The organism is Microbulbifer maximicatervae (SeqCode) (assembly GCF_056231245.1).
In genome coordinates, this window is sequence record NZ_CP174334.1 from 1,859,894 (window position 1) to 1,875,335 (window position 15,442).

General features: G+C 49.9%; 14 protein-coding genes. 6 read left to right on the forward strand and 8 right to left on the reverse strand.

Features of this window, described 5'->3' with window-relative positions:
- Nucleotides 1-131: 131 nt before the first annotated feature.
- The 4 genes from ACJJIS_RS08070 to ACJJIS_RS08085 all read left to right on the forward strand — a co-directional run bounded on the left by ACJJIS_RS08070 (nucleotide 132) and on the right by ACJJIS_RS08085 (nucleotide 3,272).
- A complete protein-coding gene (locus tag ACJJIS_RS08070; protein ID WP_475709960.1) occupies nucleotides 132-461 on the forward strand; it encodes a hypothetical protein in 330 nt (109 codons plus the stop codon).
- 161 nt (nucleotides 462-622) lie between these two features.
- Complete coding sequence (locus tag ACJJIS_RS08075) at nucleotides 623-1,513, forward strand: AEC family transporter (RefSeq protein WP_475709961.1); 891 nt, start codon at nucleotides 623-625, stop codon at nucleotides 1,511-1,513.
- Nucleotides 1,514-1,651: 138 nt separating this feature from the next.
- Nucleotides 1,652-2,176 carry a hypothetical protein gene (locus tag ACJJIS_RS08080; RefSeq protein WP_444933461.1) on the forward strand — a complete coding sequence of 175 codons (525 nt, stop codon included), beginning with the start codon at nucleotides 1,652-1,654 and terminating at the stop codon, nucleotides 2,174-2,176.
- 127 nt (nucleotides 2,177-2,303) lie between these two features.
- Complete coding sequence (locus tag ACJJIS_RS08085) at nucleotides 2,304-3,272, forward strand: UDP-glucose 4-epimerase family protein (protein ID WP_475709962.1); 969 nt, start codon at nucleotides 2,304-2,306, stop codon at nucleotides 3,270-3,272.
- 30 nt (nucleotides 3,273-3,302) lie between these two features.
- On the opposite strand, the gene ACJJIS_RS08090 is transcribed toward ACJJIS_RS08085, so the two are convergent.
- Nucleotides 3,303-3,854 (reverse strand): hypothetical protein, encoded by a 552-nt coding sequence (locus ACJJIS_RS08090; protein WP_444957964.1) that lies wholly within the window; start codon nucleotides 3,852-3,854, stop codon nucleotides 3,303-3,305.
- 641 nt (nucleotides 3,855-4,495) lie between these two features.
- Between ACJJIS_RS08090 and ACJJIS_RS08095 the strand changes: the two genes are divergently transcribed.
- Nucleotides 4,496-4,624, forward strand: coding sequence for a DUF4113 domain-containing protein (locus ACJJIS_RS08095; protein ID WP_445361999.1), 129 nt, complete (start codon nucleotides 4,496-4,498; stop codon nucleotides 4,622-4,624).
- On the opposite strand, the gene ACJJIS_RS08100 is transcribed toward ACJJIS_RS08095, so the two are convergent.
- The 3 genes from ACJJIS_RS08100 to ACJJIS_RS08110 all read right to left on the reverse strand — a co-directional run bounded on the left by ACJJIS_RS08100 (nucleotide 4,575) and on the right by ACJJIS_RS08110 (nucleotide 7,838).
- Complete coding sequence (locus tag ACJJIS_RS08100) at nucleotides 4,575-5,738, reverse strand: alpha-hydroxy acid oxidase (RefSeq protein WP_475709963.1); 1,164 nt, start codon at nucleotides 5,736-5,738, stop codon at nucleotides 4,575-4,577. The two genes, ACJJIS_RS08095 and ACJJIS_RS08100, sit on opposite strands and share 50 nt — an antisense overlap.
- A 153-nt stretch (nucleotides 5,739-5,891) precedes the next feature.
- Entirely contained in the window at nucleotides 5,892-6,731 is an 840-nt protein-coding gene (locus tag ACJJIS_RS08105; RefSeq protein ID WP_445361648.1) for a right-handed parallel beta-helix repeat-containing protein, read from the reverse strand.
- A 678-nt stretch (nucleotides 6,732-7,409) separates the two neighbouring features.
- Complete coding sequence (locus tag ACJJIS_RS08110; protein ID WP_444908007.1) at nucleotides 7,410-7,838, reverse strand: Rrf2 family transcriptional regulator; 429 nt, start codon at nucleotides 7,836-7,838, stop codon at nucleotides 7,410-7,412.
- Nucleotides 7,839-7,954: 116 nt separating this feature from the next.
- Here ACJJIS_RS08110 and ACJJIS_RS08115 point away from each other — a divergent pair, with 116 nt between their 5' ends.
- Nucleotides 7,955-8,854, forward strand: coding sequence for an NAD(P)/FAD-dependent oxidoreductase (locus ACJJIS_RS08115; protein ID WP_475709964.1), 900 nt, complete (start codon nucleotides 7,955-7,957; stop codon nucleotides 8,852-8,854).
- 104 nt (nucleotides 8,855-8,958) lie between these two features.
- On the opposite strand, the gene ACJJIS_RS08120 is transcribed toward ACJJIS_RS08115, so the two are convergent.
- The 4 genes from ACJJIS_RS08120 to ACJJIS_RS08135 form a co-directional block, all read right to left on the reverse strand.
- Nucleotides 8,959-10,344 (reverse strand): L-serine ammonia-lyase, encoded by a 1,386-nt coding sequence (locus tag ACJJIS_RS08120; RefSeq protein ID WP_444917444.1) that lies wholly within the window; start codon nucleotides 10,342-10,344, stop codon nucleotides 8,959-8,961.
- Nucleotides 10,345-10,532: 188 nt separating this feature from the next.
- Entirely contained in the window at nucleotides 10,533-11,510 is a 978-nt protein-coding gene (gene cmoB / locus ACJJIS_RS08125) for a tRNA 5-methoxyuridine(34)/uridine 5-oxyacetic acid(34) synthase CmoB (RefSeq protein WP_475709965.1), read from the reverse strand.
- Between the two features lie 7 nt (nucleotides 11,511-11,517).
- A complete protein-coding gene (gene cmoA / locus ACJJIS_RS08130) occupies nucleotides 11,518-12,261 on the reverse strand; it encodes a carboxy-S-adenosyl-L-methionine synthase CmoA (protein ID WP_108733518.1) in 744 nt (247 codons plus the stop codon).
- A 101-nt stretch (nucleotides 12,262-12,362) separates the two neighbouring features.
- On the reverse strand, nucleotides 12,363-15,272 hold the full coding sequence (locus tag ACJJIS_RS08135) for an insulinase family protein (protein ID WP_475709966.1): 2,910 nt from the start codon (nucleotides 15,270-15,272) through the stop codon (nucleotides 12,363-12,365).
- Nucleotides 15,273-15,442 lie beyond the last annotated feature (170 nt).

Consider the following 15,442-nt stretch of genomic DNA (forward strand, 5'->3'; position numbering starts at 1 on the left):
TGTAGAGATTCGATGACGCCTTCAGGTAGTAATACTATTGGCAAGAAGGAAATGGCTACTTACTGAATATCGGTTGTAAATTACCACTGATATACTCCGAGAATTGTCGCTTAATACAGCGCAGCTGGACAGTGAAAAGACTATGTTTTGATCCTGCAACCTCAACAACTGCTAGGATCAAAATGCGCTTATTAATGAAAATCCTGATACCGGCAAAGGCCGGCAACAAGTCCATTGCTGATGATAGTATGTCTGTGGCGATGAATGATTTTATCGCCTCAGCCAATCCTGAGGCTTCCTACTTCTTTTTGGAGCAAGGAAAGCGTGCAGCAATTTTTATTTTTGAAGAGAACTGTCAAGATCAGCTGATGACCTATAATGAAAAATTTTTTGCTGCCTTTGATGCTGAAATATGGATAACTCCGACTCTAAACCTTAGAGAATTACAGCTGAATTTATAGATATATATAATTAGGGTTTTTCATCTAGAAGGTCGTCAGAACATCGCAATTTCACCAGCGTACTTCTGTGGGTGCGTTCTGGTGGGCTAATGCTATTAGCACATTAAAAGGATACTTGTTGCACTGTACTGAAAAGTAGGGCAGTGGGGGTTTAACGTTCGATGACAACCCTATTTGAGAACGTATTTGAAGTTGTTATTCCCGTATTTATCTGCGTTCTCATTGGATACCTCTTCGCGGCAGGTAGGCAAGAATTAAATTCTAAAATGGTATCCAAATTAATGGCCCATATTGGATATCCTGCGCTGATATTGGATCAAATGCTGGGTCAGAAGATAGTATTGGGTAAGTTCCTGTGGATGCTGCTGGCAGCCTTTCTTATGTATTCGTTGATGTCGGTGCTAACCTTTCTGCTCTTATCTTTATTTAGGAAAAATATACGTACTTATTTTTCTTGTCTTAGTATGAATAATGTAGGCAATGTCGGCCTCGCAGTATGTGCCTTAGCATTTGGGCATGCGGGAGTTCTATACGGAATTGCTTTTGTTGTTGTGGGAATGATTTTCTTCTTTGTGGTTGCTCCTGGAGTAACTTCGGGTAGTTGGTCTGCCAAGGAAATTATGCTTAGCCCAGCCATTTACAGTGTGGCTTTTTCTATAGTCGCATTGATCTTCAATATTAGCTTACCAAAGCCTGTCATGTCCTCTCTTAATATCTTGGGCGGTATGGCAATTCCTCTAATGCTGTTGACCCTCGGACATAGCTTGGCCCAAATTAAGCTGGGTGATACTAAGATTGGATTGGTCTTTGCTATTGGGCATATAATTCTCGGTGGTGCCGTCGCGCTTATTTTGACAAACTTGTTTAACTTTACTGGTGCTATGCGAGGGGTGCTAATTCTGCAATCCCTGATGCCATGCGCTGTTAGTACTTACCTCTGGATATCTATTTATCGCCCCCAAGATACCCCGAAGATATCCGGTATTATTTTCCTCTCAACTATTATGAGCATTTTTATTTTGCCTGTTGTGTTGACTTATTGGGTACAGTAGTTCATAGCTAGTGCCTGAGCTTCAGGCTATTTGGGAGTGATAAGGTGGTTCACTAAACTTCTGTGTGTTGTTCATTTGGCCTTCACAGTACGGAATTCACAGCCGTAGGTAGATTATTTAGGGAGGCTCCAGACTTCAATGCCAACACAGATTTTGACTGGGCGGCCACTCTTGTTGCTGTTGACGTTGCTACTTTTCATGCTGGCTGTGCCACTTCTTGTTCTTGCAACTCCCCATCCTCCAGGGCTATTAACCAGCTCCAATGATGATCAATATGCTAATGAGGAGCTATTGGGAGTTACATTTTTTCGAATGCTCCATCTGGATAGTACTATGGATAAGCAGGTGCGCCCGGATAGAAAAATCCAAACACCACCGATCCGCCACTTTGAAGGTGCTACTGCCAAGAACTTTCAGGAGAAGATAGCCCATAAAAAATACCACCAGATTTGCGATCGGCAGTCACCTAAAGGGTTGTCTCTTTGCGAGGAGGCGAATTGGAAGTACAAGCAAGCGAAAGCCTGTTTACAAGCCAGGGAGGCTTGGGAAGCCCGCTGGGGCAGGCCGGATACTCAAGCTCCACATGGGAGAGCCCTGAAGAATGTCCGGGCTCGGCTTAAAAATGCTATTACTGACAAAGAACGCCTTTGTGGTATTGAATAGAGTTCTAATAGCCAGCGATGCTTGGATAGTTTGTCATGCTCACTATGTAGTTGACGAGATAAAGGTGTGTCGAAAAAGTGGTCCGTGTAAACTAACGTGAATTCTACAGCTGAGAAATAGGCCCCCATTGAAAGGACGTATATTACTAACCGGCGCTAGTGGCTTTGTGGGAACCGCACTCTTGCCGCAGCTTCGCAAAGACGGTTACCAGGTTTTGCCGGTGTATCGCCGCGATGTTGAGGGTGGCTTTCAGATCGGTGACCTGTCAAGCAATACGGATTGGGCACAGGCGCTTGTCGATATAGATACAGTCATTCACACCGCTGCGCGCGTCCATGTAATGGAGGAGACCTCCGCTAACCCTCTGGAGGAATTCCGTCGGGTGAATGTTGGAGGCACTATCAAGCTGGCACAGCAGGCGGCTTCATCCGGTGCTAGACGTTTTATTTATCTTAGTTCTATTAAGGTTAACGGGGAGTCAACCGACAACCGCTTACCATTTAATGCGGATGAACAATGTGATCCTACGGATCCCTATGGGATTTCAAAGAAGGAGGCCGAAGACGCACTGCTTGAGCTGGCTGAGTCTACGGAGATGGAAGTTGTTATTATCCGACCACCTCTGGTCTATGGGCCTGGGGTCAAGGCGAACTTCCAAGCGATGATGCGTTGGCTTACCAAGGGGATCCCGCTGCCACTAGGGGCTATTCATAATCGCCGAAGCTTGGTATCTATCGGCAATTTGATCGACCTGATCCGCGTTTGTATTTCTCATCCCAATGCGGCAAACCAGGTATTTCTGGTATCCGATGATATGGATGTATCGGTAACAGATTTGTTGCGTGGTTTATCCCATGCCATGGGATGTGATGCTCGACTATTGCCTCTTCCCCAATTCGCACTCACCAGTGCGCTGAAGCTAATAGGAAAGGGGGCAGTTGCCGAGCGCTTGTGCGGTTCACTACAAGTGGATATCACTAAAACCAAAGAGTTGCTTGACTGGACCCCCCCGGTGGCCTTAGGTGAGGGTCTGGCGGAGACTGCACAGGCATATTGCCAGGCAGGAAGCTCTCAGACCCCACAAAAGAGCACTTAGTCAACATTTATTGCCTACGGAGAGTGGTAGTCACCCCTCGTAATTGGCAACCGCAGCGTAAAAACCAAGCAAGTAGGTTGCTGGAACCTCAATGGTAGAGCTGTGCCCGGATCTTGCTCTCAGTTTAAGTTTGAGTTTATCTCGATTGCGCACCGAAGCCTGTATTTGTTCCTCAGTGAGAGCAATATCCAGGATCTCTTCAAGCATACATTCATTGCCACTTACGCATTGAAGGACATTTTTGTTAATAGGGGCCGTCTCTACTGGTTGTCCGCCATTTAACTCCGCAGACTCATAGTGACGCCACGCCTTGCGATAGGTGATATGGATCTGTAGATGGTACTTCGTTGGCTCGTTAGCAGCGGGTTCAAATGCGCGGAGGTTGTAGTAGTAGAGGTTCAGGTCAGAGCCATCAGTAGTGGCCTGTAATTTCGGCCCTGAGAACTGAGTACCAGAATTTTCCCCACTAGCTTGTATAGATACCGCGCGTCTGATTTCCCCTGCCGTTTTTTCCGAGAGCTGAGTGACTGAACTACAGCCAGCCAATAAAACCGCTGCCAGAGTTAGTGTGAATTTGGTCATGGGTCTTCCCTGTTTTCTTTTCACTTCTTTTGGGGCGGAAGTATCGCATAGTTGGAGTGCTGGCTGAAACTCAAGGTTGTCGTTTAGCTGGGTTCTCTCTGAAGTCGTTATGCAAATGTACGAGTATGCGAGTGATTTATCAGAGGGGCAGGGTGGCACCAAAAGATAATCTGCAGCAAGTGTTATTTTGGGGGGTTATTTTAGGTGTGACAGATACGGTGAAACATACCTTTATCAGGCTAAGCTAGTTAATGATAGAGAGAGATAATTAGTTTTGATGAATTAACTGGGAGAGGTTTCACTGGTTGGTAAACTCTTCTGAGCCAATGCAAGGCATAGTTCCTTCATGTTCTTCACGAATCCACCTATTACAGCTGTAGTTCTGTAGTATAAACCCCGTATCCAACTGATGATGCCTGGCAAATAGTGCGGCTTGTAGACCGGGCTGTGTCGGGGCAATTTCGACAGGCCTGTCGATTCTGTAAAGCTGGAGTGGGGTTAGTGGAGTTAATTCCCTGTTCATTGGGTCAAGGTGATATGTTTGCTCGGGACAGCAATTTATGGCCAGTAAAACTATGTAAACTATTGATCGAATTAACCAGCGTTTTGGCCGAGGAACATTATTTCTAGCAGGTCAGGTTATCCAAAAAAATTGGAAAATGCGGCAACAGTATAAGCCTCCTGCTTACACGACTCGGCCGGATGAACTGCCTGAGCTTTTCATCTGCTGGTTAGTTCTACCTTGCCGCAAATGCCTTCAAGATTACTAGCTCCGATTTGCTGCATAACCTGAGTTAACTGAGCTTTAAGCAGGTAAATTGCATGGTTAGCCCCTTCATTGCCAAGGGCACAGACGCTATACATAAAAAATCTTCCCAGAAAGCAAAACTTTGCCCCTAGGCCACAAGCGCTTGCGATATCTACACCGGATCTTATTCCACTATCGATAGCCAAGGAAATCCTATCCTGATAGCTGGAAAACCGTCCCAGTAAGGGGAGAGTCGCTTCGCCTAAATCAAGTTGCCGTGCACCGTGATTGGATAAAATGACTCCATCTGCTCCGAGTTTGATTGCTTCTTGAAGATCTGACTCACTCATTATCCCTTTAATAATAAGTTTATGGGGCCATAGATCTCTTATACGTTTGACACTATCAAAATCCAGTGGGCCCATAGTTGTGGTGTTCATAAACTCAGTTAGTTCAAGTTTTTTGTTATCGGTATCAATGTAAGGCTCTAGATTTTTAAATTTAGGGAGACCGTATCGCAATGTGGATAGGCTCCAATTTGGCCTGAGTATCGCTTGCCAGATATTTTTTACATTCAATTTCGGTGGCATTGCCAATCCGTTGTGGAAGTCTCTGGGGCGTAAGCCAAATGTAGGAACATCAATGGTAATGACTAAATGTTGGTATTGGGCAGAGGTTAGTCGGGATAGTAGGTCAGAAAGAATAGCTGGATCTGTTGGGTTGTAGAGTTGGTACCAGGCTGTTCCCTGTGAGACTTCAGAAATTCGCTCTAGTGCTTCTGAGGATACAGTGCTGAGAATGAATGGGATATTGTGCTCGTATGCAGCTTTAGCGAGTATGACAGGTGCATTTGGCCACATAAGCCCCTGTAGCCCTATGGGGGCTATGCCAAATGGAGCACTGTATAACTTCCCAAGAAGCTCACAGTTTAAATTCGGAGTAGAGTTTGGACGGATATATTGGGGAGTGAATTTTACGGAGGCAAATGCTTGGCGATTGCGGCATAAGCCAATATCATCCATACAGCCCTCTATTAAGTACTCATAGGAGAATTTTGGAACTCTCTGCTTTGCGCGATTTTTTAGCCTTTGGGAGCTTGCGAAGTGGCGATTGAATCCATTGCTGCAGTTGGTCACACTTAGCTCCTAGGATTGTTATTGACTCAAGATTAGTTAGGTGGGTGATTGTTGCCTCATTTGGGTAGAATGTGTCGCTTTAATAATAATACTTAAAACCGCATCACCACCCCTCTAATAAGTGGTGATGCTGGATTTCGAAATACAGGTAGTTCATTCCAGACAGGCTGGATCAGCAGTTACGAAATTATTGGCAACCCATTGGTTGCTGCCTGTACAGTTTGGATCTATTCTATCCTTTAGGTCGAAGGGTAGATTGTTCTCGGCAGTATTCCCAAGTATTAAGTTATTAGATGAAGATTGACTGGTAATTACAATCCCTCCAGAATCTCCGGAAATACCATCACCATTATTCATTACTGTATTTTGTACTATCGTATTATTGTCTGAGGCTTCCATCTCTATTCCAGCTCTCTGACTGCCTGTTACGAAGTTAAAAGCCACTGTACCGAAATCATTATCGGCCTCAATGCCGTCACGGTCACTGAATTCAATATAATTCTGTATAACGCTACTGAAATCTCCCTGCATGTCGATACCATCTTCACCACTGAACTGTATATGATTTTTTATGGCGGTATTATTGTCGCTTCTTAGATCTATGCCATCTTCTAAGCTGTTAGTGATTGTCATATCTGAAATGGTATGGAATCCAGTGCCAACTACAAATATTCCATAATTGCAGTTGTTTACCGTTCCATCAGTAACAAGAGATGCCATGCCGGTGATACGAATACCCGCTGCATCGGTAAATAGTGGGAGGTTGTCAAGATTGCATGTTAGCGTATACCCATTCATATATAGACTCCCTGAAGGACCTTCAACAATGAGACCATTTTGGTTATCTATGTCTATCGGGCAGGTAAGATTCTCTGTAAGTACAGTAGGGGTTGTAATAGTATCACCACAATTGACAGCAGTTGCGCTGTTGGATGCAACAAACAGAATTGCGGTAAAAGTGCTTATTTTATACGATTTTCGAAAATTAATCATTTGTATCTCCTTTATTGATTTGAAAGTTATTGATGGCGAGTAAGTTTCCTGGCTAATTAGATCTCGCATCAATTTTGCATTCTGTCTCAATAGTCGTTTTTCTTAAAAGAATGATTGGTGATTTACTATCTGTTTTTTATTTGATTTTATTCGGGTTCTAAAGTTAGGTTTCTTAAGGTTTGGCAGGGTAGGATATATTGTAGTTATTAGGTGAGGCTCTTATTGGCGACTATTTTACAATAAATCTTTATAAGCCATTTTTAATGGGTGATTGCTAGGTGAGTCTGTTCATATTTTGGTTGGTTTTTGGGGGAGGTTTTTTAATTTTTTTAATGGTCAAAGTTCTAGTTTCTTTGTGGGGATTTTTAAGGGTGTGTTTGGGTTTTTGCTGCAAAATAATTTAACTTATATTAAGGTCCTTGAAAATGTTTATACTATTTTTCCGATTTGGATAGTTGCAGCCTGCTATGTAAACTAGATAACAGGGATGCCATAAATTTAGTTTTATTATTCTTAAGGAATACCTGGGGTTTCCAAAGTCTCTTGACGGAAAAAATATTTAATGAGCCCCCAGGCTTTCAATTTGAGGGGCAAGTCGCTTGCTAAATTTCTGGCAGAAGTGGGTGTTTGGGGGGCATTATAGGCAACGTAGCCTCGCTGGCCGTCTGGTTATAGTAGTTATTTCGAGGCTCCTGGTGGTTCGAAATCTCGCCCGAGCAGGTCTAGAGTGATCTCACCAAATCGCGTGAGCAAAATATTTTCTGCCTCATCCATTGCGTCTTTTAATGTGGCGTTAACGGCATGTTCAATAACGCAGTTAGTGTGTTCGTCTGTGAGACCAATGGTAAAAACTGAGCTATCTCCCAAAGCTTTATGGATATCCAGAAGTGTAATTTCATTAAGGGGCTTCGCGAGTGACCAGCCCCCATTGTGCCCTTTACTGGAGCGCACGTACCCCTGATCCCGCAATAGCGCCATAGTTCTGCGAGCCACCACAGGATTGGTGAGGAGCATAGCTGCCATCTTGTCTGAGGTAACCGGCTTGTCGGTCATGTTCAAATGGATAAGGACATGAAGTGCCCGGGATAATCGGCTGTCTTTGCGCATAATTCACCTAAGTTTCCGACCCTGCAGTTTATCACGAAACTTTTGCTGTTACGTGTGTTGTACGGTTTTGAATTTTTGTGTAACAATAAAAGTTACATGATATCGGAGGGGTGGCTATGGATACGGATGTATTGATTATCGGTGGAAGTTTTGCCGGTCTGTCTGCGGCGATGCAGCTGGTTCGAGGCAGGCGTAAGGTCGTTGTACTGGATGCTAAAAGACCTAGAAACCGCTTTGCAAAAGCGTCCCATGGAGTATTTTGCCTGGATGGTAAGACGCCCGAGGAAATTCGTAGCACGGCGCTTTCCCAGCTACAGGCTTACTCGAGCTTCCAGGTGGTTGAAGACACTGCGGATACTGTGGATGTTCATGAAGAGGGGTTTGCTGTTGCTGCACAGGGAGGTACCACCTTTAAAGCGAAGAGGCTAATTCTGGCAATCGGCATTACGGACCAGCTATCGGATATCCCTGGTGTGAAAGAGCGCTGGGGTAAGAGTGTGATTCACTGTCCCTATTGCCACGGTTATGAGCTGAGTGATCGCCCTTTAGGTGTGCTGGCTACCAGTGAGCTGTCTTTCCACCAGGCGGCGATGATTCCCGATTGGGGCGCAACTACCTTGTTTACCCAGGGCCAGTTTAATCCGCAGGGGGAAGTGCTCGATCATCTGCTGGCTCGGGGAGTAATGCTGGAAGAAGCCCCGATTACGCAGTTGGAGGGAGAGGGGGATAGTTTACGTGAAGTTGTTTTAGCGGATGGCCGCAAATTGCCACTGGAGGGTCTCTACGTGAGCCCCAAAGCGGAGTTGACCTCTCCGTTTATCGATCAATTGGGGTTGGAGCTGGAGGAGTCTTTTACCGGGCGGATTGTGAAGGTGGATGGCTTTAAGGAAACTTCTGTAAAGGGAGTTTTTGCTGCTGGGGATTTATCCAACCCGATGCAAAGCGGAACCTTTGCGATTGCATCCGGTACCATGGCAGGTGTTGGGGCTCATCGCTCGTTGATATTTAACCAGTGACTTTTAAAGACCGGTGGGGGTTCGTTGGAGATATGCCACAAAAAGAATTTGGTATCTTTCCTAAGTAAGCGGCAGGAGCGGATTTGTGCTCCTGCCGAAAAATATCAGCAGTTCACAGCGTTTACTGCGAGCCCGCCGAGAGAGGTCTCTTTGTATTTGCTCTGCATATCGATACCGGTTTGACGCATCGTCTCGATAACGCTGTCCAGCGGTACGATATGAGCGCCATCACCGCGCAGGGCCAGGCGTGCGCCGTTAATGGCTTTTACGGCACCCATGGTGTTGCGCTCGATACAGGGAACCTGCACCAACCCGCCGATTGGATCGCAGGTAAGACCGAGGTTGTGTTCCATACCAATTTCAGCAGCGTTTTCAATCTGCTGGTTGGTGCCGCCCTCTACGGCGGCCAAGCCGGCGGAAGCCATGGAGCAGGCTACGCCGATTTCTCCCTGGCAGCCCACCTCAGCGGCAGAAATAGAGGCATTCTTTTTAAACAGCATACCGATAGCGCCGGCGGTAAGCAGGAATTTCACTACCTGGTCTTTCAATTCACCGTGAATTTTGCTGTCGTGTACAAATTCCACGTAGTAGGCGATAACGGCGGGAATCACACCGGCGGCACCGTTGGTGGGCGCGGTGACGATGCGCCCGCGCGCGGCATTTTCCTCATTGACGGCGAGGGCAAAAAGACTAACCCAGTCGAGAATGGCGAGGCCGTGGTTGCGCTCTTCCGGACTCTGTTTGCTCAACTCTCGGTAGAGTTCAGCAGCGCGGCGGCGAACATTGAGGCCGCCGGGCAAGATGCCATTCTGGTGGCAGCCTCGCTCAATAGAGGCATCCATTACTTTCCAGATATTCCACAAACGGTCTTTGACTTCCTGCTCGCTGCGGAAGGCTTTTTCGTTTTCCATGGCCAGCTCGGCAATAGTCCAACCGTGATGATCACAGATCTTCATCAGCTGTTCTGCATTGCTGAAGTCATAGGGCAGAAGGGTGGCGATTTCCTCTTTGTGAGCGAAATCTTCTTCGGAGAGCACAAAGCCGCCGCCGATGGAGAAGTAGCTGCGCTCGAACAGCAGCTCTTCGCCAGCGTAAGCCTGGCAGGTCATTCCGTTGGAGTGCTGGGGAAGAAATTCCTCCATATGGAAAACCAGATCGCGCTCGCGAATAAATTCGATATCCTGGTCACTATTTAATAACAGGCGGCGCTCGCTCTGGATTTGCGCCATTTTCTCGTCGATTGAATCGACATCAATGGTGTCTGGAGATTGACCCAATAGCCCCATCAGTACCGCCATATCGGTACCGTGACCAACCCCGGTCAGGGCCAGTGAACCATACAAATGGACTTGTACGCGGTCTGTGCGGGGCAGTTGGTCCCGGTCTTGCAAATCCTGCACGAATTGGCGGGCAGCGACCATAGGGCCCACCGTGTGGGAGCTGGAAGGGCCAACCCCAATTTTGAAAAGCTCAAAAACGCTAATACTCATAAATATTCTCTGCGCCGGGCTGCATCCTGCGGCAGCCCTCCCTAAAGGATATAGTTGCACTATTTAGGGGCGCACTTTGCCTTATGAGTCGCAACAATCAAGATGGTGCTCCCCATTCCGTACAAAATTCTATTAGCAGCAAATTTTGCGGAATTTATGAGTTCCCAGACCTTAAGCGTATAGACAAGCTACGGCGCTTCCGCGACCAAAACCGCTCTCTTGGGCGCGGGGTGACCTTCCACGGTTTTGTCTGGCGATTCCGGGTCGAGAAAATCTGCCAGGGATTCGAAGTGCATCCAGTCGGTGCGCCGCTGTTCCTCCAGGCTGGTGGTGTTCAGGTCCACGGTCCTGGGGTTGCGGAAACCGCACTTGCGCAGCCAGCTCTCCAGGGTGGCGCAGCTGGGGAAAAACCACACATTGCGCATCTTTGCATAGCGGTCTTCGGGTACCAGGCAATCGCCGAGTCCGCCGTCGATAACCAGTGTCTCTAATACAAGCTGGCCGCCGGGGCGGAGGGTCTCGCGCAATTCGCGCAGGTGGTCCATGGGTGAACGGCGGTGATAGAGCACCCCCATGGAAAAAGTGGTATCGAAAGCGTGCAAGTTTGCCGGGAGCGCTTCAATACCCAGGGGCAACAAATCCACCGGCGCTTCCTGGCCCAGGTATTTTTTCAGGGCGTAAAATTGCGCGACAAATTTGGCCGAGGGATCAATACCGATTACCCGGCGCGCGCCGGCACCGTAGGATCGCCAGCAGTGGTACCCATTGCCACAGCCCACATCCAGCACCAGTCGATTTTTCAGTGGTGCCAAGTGCGGAAGTACCCGATCCCATTTCCAATCGGAGCGCCACTCAGTATCAATATTCAGTCCAAATAACTCCCACGGGCCTTTGCGCCAGGGGTGCAACTTACGCAGCTCCCGCTCCAGGGCTTCGAGTTGTTCCGGGCTGGCATCAGCGGCAGTGCCCGTGCTGACTTTGCTGTTGAGTTCGATAGCGGAGGGCGTGATTTCCGGTAGGGCTTCCACCGCTGCGCGCCAATCGGGCAGGTCGCCCCAGCGATGAGGACTCAGGTTTTCAGCCACCTGTGTTGGCAGCTGGGCCAGCCAGGTGCGCAGGGCGGGAACGTGTTGCAGGCCTTGATAGAGTTGGGTGTAGTCAATCACGGGGTACTTACTTTTCCGGCGCGCCTTTGATGGCGATTAAAGAGGCAAAATTAAAACACTGGAACCAGACATCGACACTGGTAAAGCCGACATTTTTCAGTCGTGTGCGATGGGTATCCAGGGTTTCCGGAATTAATACATTCTCCAGGGCAGAGCGCTTCTGTGCGATTTCCAGCGCGCTGTAACCGTTGGCGGCTTTAAAGGAGTGATGCAGTTCGATCATTAACTCGTTGTGGGCTTTATCGGCGAAGTCCACTTTCTCGGAAATAATCAGAATGCCGCCGGGGCGTAAACCATCGTGGATTTTCTGCAGGATTTCTTCGCGCTCTTCCACCGGAATAAATTGCAGGGTGAAGTTGAGCACTACGACCGAGGCATTTTCGATAGCAACGTTTTGCAGGTTGTCGCAGATAAGTTGAACGGGAACCTCGCCGCTATCGGCCTCGAGGACCGTGCGCGCCTGATCAACCATGGCTTGCGAATTGTCCACGGCGACGATCTCACAGTCGGCAGCGGGAATACGATGGCGCATGGCCAGGGTTGCCGCGCACAGGGAACTGCCCAGGTCATAGCAGCGGCTTCCGGCTTGGGCATAGCGCTCTGCCAGGGTGCCGATCATGGCTACGATCGTGGTGTAGCCGGGCACGGAGCGCTTGATCATATCGGGAAAAACTTGCACCACCTGGCGATCGAACTCGAAGCCGGCTACCTGGCCCAGTGGGTTTGCATAAATATTGTCGTGTTTACTCATTGGAACTTCGCTAGAGGATAACGGCGATAGATCGGCGCCGGTTTTTGGCCGGCGCCGCAGAGCTTCCCCGGACAAATTGCCGGGGAATCGTCGAGCTCCAGTTAGAGCTTTTCTTCCTTCAGATTGAGTTTGGCTGCCGCTTCGCTACCTTGGGGACCGGTAACAATGGCGGTACTGGCCTTGCTCGGGTCCAGATAGGTGGCACCGACGCGTTGCAGGTCTTCCAGGGTAACTTCCGTAACCTGCTTGCGGAATTGCTGGCGCGTCTCGTGGGTGCGGCCGTAAAGGCCCGAGTGGAAGTTCTTCTTGGCTTCACCAGCGGGGGAGCCGGGTTTATCCAGACCGCCGACGACGCCGAGGATCGCTTCCTCAACCTGTTCTTCCTTGTGCTTCTCTTCGGCCAACCACTTAAGGGATGCGTCGAAGTCCTCCAGGGTTTCACCCATACGCGGATCGCGGTAGGAGTAGAAGCGGAATACGCCGATATTGCTGTCGTGGCCGGCTCCACCGCCGTAGGCGCCGCCCTGTTCGCGGATAGTGCGATGCAGGAAGCCGTTGCGCAGGAAGCCGCTCAAAACCGACAGCGGTGCCGCATCCGGGTGGGACATAGGCACAGTGGCGTAGGCCTTGGCACAGAAGTTCACCTGGCTGTTGGCAACCCAGAGTTCCTCGATTTGTTTGCGCTCGAAAGGTGCAGCGGGGTTGGCTGCGGCGATGCTGGAAGTCGAGGTCAGTGGCATCAGTGTCTGGCTGAAATCGCCAATTTTCTCTTCTTCACCCACCAGCAGGAACTGGCGCGGTGCTGCGAGGATTTTCTGGTGGATAGCCTGGAAGTGGGTGGAAAGGTCTTGCAGGCCTTCCTCTTTTTCCAGCCCGGCAACCAGGGCCCGCAGGTTGCGCAGACCCAGCAGGCCACCGCTGGCATGGCTTTCCCAGGCGGCGCGGTTGTAGCCGGCGCTGGCGGCAGCCATGGCGAGGGCGTGGCCGTTGCCGACAACACCCTGTTCGCGGCGGGCGAGGGTTTGCAGTAGCAGTTCCTTGATGCGGGCGTGCTCGTCAAAACGCACCTGCTCCATGGTGGCTTGCATCAGTTCGGTCAGGCCGCCCTGATTGCGTGCCAATGCCTTACCGGACAGGATAAAGTGGCCGGACAAGTGATCCAGGTTGTCGATGGCAGTGCGGTTGCTGGTGAAACCGTGCAGGGCACCCACCACGCTGGTTTGCCACTGCTGGACTTCCAGGTAGTCTTTTTCACCCAGACCGACTTCGCTCAGTACCTGGCAGTAGTAGGGCAGCAGCTGCTTTTCGGTTTCGGTGAATTCCGGTAACGCGCAGACCATTTGTTGGTAAACCAGGCCGTTGGTGCCCGCGCTATAGCGAGTCAACTTCTGTGGGCCCAACTCTATTGCTTCGCCTTCGACATCCGGAAGCTCTGCGGGAATATCTTCCACGCCGACCTTGGGCAGGATAGAAGCGTCGTCCTCGCGGTTTTGTCGATCGGCCAGGGCTTTGGCGGTTTCGACAATCTGTGCTTTTTCTTTGTCGCTGAGAGCGGCTTTGATTTCCGCCAGCTGGTCTTTCTCCGCCTGCTCGCGGCGCGCAGCCAACTGCTCATCGGGACTCAGTACCATACGTACGCGGTGCTGGTTTTCCAGCAGAAGTTCACGGGCTTTATTGGCGATAAACTTCGGATCTTTGATCTGCTCGCGCAGTCGCTCCAGGGTGGCATCGATATTCAGCAGGCCGATGGCATCGCCACGGTGAGTGGCGCCGGTCAATGCGGTGAGAATCAATTGCAAGCCGAAGGGGTAGCCGTCGCCACCAATTTCCCGCTGTTGTAATTCCAGCTGGTGCAAGCTGGCTTCTACCTGTTCGTAGGGGATGCCGTTTTCCGCCACGTCCCTCAGCACGTCGAGAACTTGTTGCTCAAGCTCGTCGGCACTTTCGCGTTCGCTGCCTTCAATACCGCAGACAAACACCAGTTCGCGTTGGGAATCGTCCAGGCCAACCAGCGGCGAAGGGGAAGTGCCCAGGTCGGTGGTTTCCAGCAGCTTCATCAAAGGTGAAGCGCTGTTATCCAGCAGCACACCGGCGAGCAGGTGTGCGGTCAGGGCCTCTTCAAGATCGGTGACATCACCCAGCAGCCAGCTCAATACGATATGGGTCTTGGCCTTCAGAGGCTCGCCATTTAACGGGTAGTGCTCTTCGACTTTCAGCGGCGCCTGGTAGCGGTCTTCGCGCCCAACGGAAATGGTCTTGTCGAGTTTCTCGAACTTGTGCAGCGCTTTTTCTTCAAACGCGGCCTGGTGTTCCGCTGCGGGAATATCACCGAAAGTCATAAAGGTGGCGTTGCTGGGATGGTAGTGGCTGCGGTAGAAGGCAACCAGCTGCTCGTAACTCAGCTTTGGAATATCGGTAGGTTCGCCACCGGAGTTGTAGTGATAGGTGGTGGTGGGGAACAGATATTTGCTCAGGGTGTGCCACAGCTGCGAGGTGACGGAGCTCATGGCGCCTTTCATCTCATTGAACACGACACCTTTGTAGACGAGCTCGCTGCTCGCATTATCCGCTTCGGCAAATTCCAGGCGATGGCCTTCCTGGGCAAAGTCCAGCGGGTCCAGGCGCGCAAAAAATACCGCATCCAGGTAGACGTCGAGAAGGTTGTCAAAATCCTTTCGATTCTGGCTGGCAAACGGGTAGGCGGTCCAATCTGAACTGGTGAAGGCGTTCATAAAGGTATTGAGTGAGCGCCGGATCATCATAAAGAAGGGATCGCGCACCGGGTACTTGTCACTGCCGCACAGAGCGGTGTGTTCAAGAATATGGGCGACACCGGTGGAGTCTTCGGGCACGGTGCGCAGGGCGACAAGGAAAACATTTTCCGAGTTGTCTGCGGCGATGTGCAGGTGCTGGGCACCGGTCGTAATGTGTCGGTATTCCTCGACGCGCACGCCGAGAGAATCAATATCTGCGCTGGTAACCAGTTCAAATGCAGGATGTGAGTTGCTCAAAAGACAGCTCCCTGGAGTTATATGAATTTTCTGGCCGGCCACTGCTGCCGGCGAAAGGGCGCTATTCTACCGCTTGCACACATCGGAAAGACAGTGTTGACAAGGATGCCAGTAGGGCGAAGACTTCGCTTGCCGAAGCTACGGCATAAATGTAGACGAACACGGAGATA